Source organism: Acidovorax sp. HMWF029 (assembly GCF_003060895.1).
Taxonomy (GTDB): domain Bacteria; phylum Pseudomonadota; class Gammaproteobacteria; order Burkholderiales; family Burkholderiaceae_C; genus Acidovorax.
Window position 1 is genome coordinate 3271 of sequence record NZ_QAIH01000304.1, and the last position, 4113, is coordinate 7383.

Sequence of the window (4113 nt, forward strand, 5' to 3'; positions counted from 1 at the left end):
TTTCAAGATTGGCGAAAACGAGTGGGCCGACACCTCGATGGTGGCCGACGACGTGACCGTGAAGTTCAAGCTCGCGCTAACCGGCGTCGGCAAACTTTGACCGGTTGCCGACGGCAGCCCCACCTCTTTCGCCCCCACTTTCCCCTGGTTCGTTTCGTAGTTCCTCTTTTTTAGGAGTCTTTTCCATGCGCAAGTCCCTGTTCTCTTTGCTCGCCGTGGCCGCTGCCACCGCCATGACCGCTGGCGCCGCCCAGGCCGCCAACTACGCCATCGACCCCACGCACACCTTTGTGACGTTCGAGATCGGCCACTTTGGCGCATCCACCAACCGTGGCCGCTTCGACAAGAAGCAAGGTGCCGTTGAGTTTGACCGCGCCGCCAAGACCGGCAAGGTCGACATCACCATCGACACCACCTCGGTGAACACCGGCACGCCCGCCTTTGACAAGCACCTGCAAAGCGCCGACCTGTTCGACACCGCCAAGCACCCCACCATCAAGTTCGTGTCCGACAAGATCAGCTTCAACGGCGACAAGGTCAGCGAAGTGACCGGCCAGCTCACGCTGCTGGGCAAGACGGCGCCCGTCACGCTGAAGGCCACGCAGTTCAACTGCTACGACAGCCCCATGCTCAAGCGCGAAGTGTGCGGCGGCGACTTCGAGACCACCATCGACCGCACCCAGTGGGGTATGAACTACGGCGTGGAATGGGGCTTCCCCAAGAACGTGCGCCTGGTGGTGCAGATCGAAGCCGTGAAGCAGTAATCCACCATCGGCGGGCACGCAGGCTGCTCGCCCCTGAAGGGCGGCTGCTGCGCGCCAAACCCACGGGCCACCCCTGCGTTCACGCAGCGGGTGGCTTTTTCATGCACGCGCACTTCGCCGGGAGTGTCAGGCAGCGTCCAGCGTGGCATCCAGGTTCCAGCCTTGCGGCTGCCAGGACCACACCACATCAGGCCCAAGCGCACGGAGGAAGGTGACGTCGTGCGACACCACGGCCAACGCGCCCGTGAATGCTTGCAAGGCAGACTGCAGCGCTTCGATGGCATCCACATCCAGATGGTTGGTGGGCTCATCGAGCAGCAGCATTTGCGCGGGCTCGCCCGACCACAGGGCGCAGGCCAGCGCGGCCTTGATGCGCTCTCCGCCGCTGAGCACGCCCGCAGGCCGCTGCACTTTGTCCGCACCCAACCCCAGCTGGGCCAGGTGTGTCCGCAGCACCGCTTCGGGCAGGGGCGTGCCGAGCGCCTGCAGGCGCGCCAGCACACCGTGCTGGGGTGGAAGCAGGTCGGCGTTGTGCTGGTCCAGCCAGGCGGCCCGCACACAACGGCACACCCGCCCGGCAGTGGCCAACGCAGGGTTGGCAATGGTGCGCAGCAGGCTGCTTTTGCCACAGCCATTGGGCCCGGTGATGGCGATGCGGATGGGCCCGTTCCAGACGCCATGGAGCGGAGGAAAGCCGGGCGGCGCATGCGGCACATGCACCTGCTCGAACGCCAGCACCTGCTTGCCCGCAGGTACGGCGCTTTGGGGCAGCACCAGCGCCGTATCGCCCCCCGCAGGAACACGCTGAGCGGCCTCGCGCACCGCATCGTTCAGCCGCAGGCGCTCCTGCTGCTGCCGCTCGTGCTCGCGACCCGCGTGGGCCTGGGCGTTGTTCTTCTTGCGGTCCAGCAGGACGGATGCCTGGTTGGCAGTGCGGCCGGCCTCGCGCCCCCGCGCGGCGCGGCTCTGCTGGACATCGTGCTCACGCTGCAGCGCCCGCATGCCCCGCTCGCGCTCGGTGCGCGCGTGGTCCAGCGCGGCCTGGGCAGCAGCAGCCTCGACCCGGCGCTGTGCCTCGTACACGGACCAGTTTCCGCCGTAGCGCTGCAGCCCCGCCGCAGACAACGCAACCATGTTGTTCGCCATGCCCAGCAATTCGCGGTCGTGGCTGGCCACCAGCACGCCACCGCGCCACTGCGCCAGCGACTCCATCAACCAGCGCCGACCCGGACGGTCCAGGTGGTTGGTGGGCTCATCCAGCACCAGCAGATCGGCGCCCGACAGAAATGCCCCCGCCAGTGCCACGCGCATGCGCTCGCCGCCGCTAAGGTGCTGCGCCGCGTGTCCCGGCCGCAGGTGGCCCAACCCCAGCGCGTGCAGCGCCTGCTGCCAGTGCGAGGGCAGGTCCCACCGCCCGTCAGCCAAAAGCAGATCGTCGGGCGTGCCCCGGCCCGCTTCGAGTCGGTCGAGTGCACCCAGAACCGGGCCCAGGCCCGCAACATCGGCGACGGTGGCCGAAGGTGCTGCACCGACCTCCTGCGCCACCGCGTGCACGGAAGGGCTGCCCGCCACCACACCGCTTGCAGGCTGCAGCGTGCGCTGCACAAGCTGCAAGAAAACGCTTTTTCCAACGCCGTTGGCGCCCACCAAGCCGATCACGCCTTGGCCCAGGGCCACATTCAGCGGGCGTGCCCACAGTGCCTGCCCGTCAGGCAAGCTGAATGTGACGTCGTGGAACTGAAGGACAACGAGACCCGCAGGCGAAGCCGCACTGCGGGGCGCGGCAATAGAGGGCCGAGGAGGGAAGGCAGCCGTCGAGGCTGCGGCAGCGCTGCGGCTGCGATGGGCGGAATCGCCCGGCGTTGAAGGTGTCACCATGCAAAAGCACTCCAGACAAGACATACAACCGCCTGGCCCGGCAAAGGGCAAGCAGGAAGGAAAGGCTTGAGGGGCTTACAGGCGCATCGGACGAATACCTCAGGGCAAAGAAGGACGACTGCGGAATGTACCGCAATCCCGGCCCTCAAAAATTAACTTAACGTAAATCAATTACGAATAGTAGAATTACAAAACCGATTTGAGGAGACTCTGCATGAACGCCATCCTGAAACCTGATCTGGCCACCCTGCCGCCGCCCGCGCCCATCCAGCAGCTGCACCACTACGCATACAAGGCGCGTGACGCCGAGGAAACGCGCCAGTTCTATGAGGACATCCTGGGCCTGCCGCTGTACCACATCATCCAGAGCGACTACGTGCCCAGCACAGGCGAGTACTGCCCCTACACGCACTTCTTCTTTCGCCTCAAGGACGGCTCTTTCATCGCCTTCTTCGACCTGGGCGACGACGTGAAGGCCGAGCCTTCGCCCAACACGCCGCTGTGGGTCAATCACATCGCCTTTCGCGTGGACACGGTGCAGGAGCTGGAGAACACCAAGAAGCGCCTGGAAGCCCACGGCATTGAGGTGCTGGGCGTGACGGACCACCACATCTTCCACAGCATCTATTTCTTTGACCCGAACGGCATCCGCCTGGAGCTGTCGGCCCAGCTGGCCAACGAGGAGCAGATGGCCAAGGACAGCACCGTGGCCCACGCCCGCCTGGCCGAGTGGACGGCGCGCAAGGAGCAGTGGCGCAAGGAGCGCGCAGAAGGCAAGGTGGCCGCGCCGCTGAAGCCGCAACAAAACGACCGGCCGGAGTTCGTCAAGGGCTGAAGTCCGTAGCCCAAAGGGCAAGGCCCTACTCACGGTCGGCGCCTTTTGTTGTTCTACTCGGGCACATCAGCCCCCGCATCAAGCTCGGCCACCAGGTCGCTGGTGGTGGCGGCATCCAGAAGCGCCCTCGTGTAAGCCTGCTGCGGTCGGTCGAAGATGTCGGCCACGCTGCCCTCTTCCACGATGCGGCCATTTTCCATCACGATGATGCGGTCGGCGATCTCAGAAACCACCGCGAGGTTGTGCGAGATGAACAGGCAGCCGAAGCCGCGCTCGGCCTGCAAGCGCTTGAGCAGTTCCAGCACCTGCTTCTGGATGGTCATGTCCAGGGCCGACACGGGCTCGTCGGCCACCACGAAGGCCGGCTTGCGCACCAGCGCCCGCGCAATCGCCACGCGCTGGCGCTGCCCGCCCGACAGGGCATGCGGATACCGCTCGCCAAAGCCGGCCAAGCCCACCTCGTCAAGCATGGCGTCCACCGTCGCCTGCACCGCATCGCGCGTGAGCGGCGGGCCGTGGCGCAGTGGCTCGGCCACGATGTCGCGCACGCGCTGGCGCGGGTCGAGCGAGGAATAGGGATCCTGGAACACCAGCTGGCAGGCCAAGCGAAATTCGCGCCGCCCCGCCCCATCGGCC

The 4113-nt window shown here is 66.0% G+C and carries 4 protein-coding genes and 1 pseudogene; 3 read left to right on the plus strand and 2 right to left on the minus strand.

What is annotated here, in order from left to right; all coding sequences use genetic code 11:
* Window positions 1–100: pseudogene (locus DBR12_RS23310) on the plus strand (polyisoprenoid-binding protein); the annotation flags it as partial.
* An 85-nt stretch (window positions 101–185) separates the two neighbouring features.
* Window positions 186–764, plus strand: coding sequence for a YceI family protein (locus DBR12_RS20525; RefSeq protein ID WP_108618918.1), 579 nt, complete (start codon window positions 186–188; stop codon window positions 762–764).
* Window positions 765–890: 126 nt separating this feature from the next.
* Here DBR12_RS20525 and DBR12_RS20530 read toward each other — a convergent pair whose 3' ends face one another.
* Window positions 891–2642, minus strand: coding sequence for an ABC-F family ATP-binding cassette domain-containing protein (locus DBR12_RS20530; RefSeq protein WP_108618919.1), 1752 nt, complete (start codon window positions 2640–2642; stop codon window positions 891–893).
* A 214-nt stretch (window positions 2643–2856) separates the two neighbouring features.
* Here DBR12_RS20530 and DBR12_RS20535 point away from each other — a divergent pair, with 214 nt between their 5' ends.
* Entirely contained in the window at window positions 2857–3477 is a 621-nt protein-coding gene (locus DBR12_RS20535; RefSeq protein WP_108618920.1) for a VOC family protein, read from the plus strand.
* Window positions 3478–3530: 53 nt separating this feature from the next.
* Here DBR12_RS20535 and DBR12_RS20540 read toward each other — a convergent pair.
* Window positions 3531–4113 (minus strand): ATP-binding cassette domain-containing protein (locus DBR12_RS20540; protein WP_146185590.1); only part of this gene is annotated, 583 nt, incomplete at its 5' end.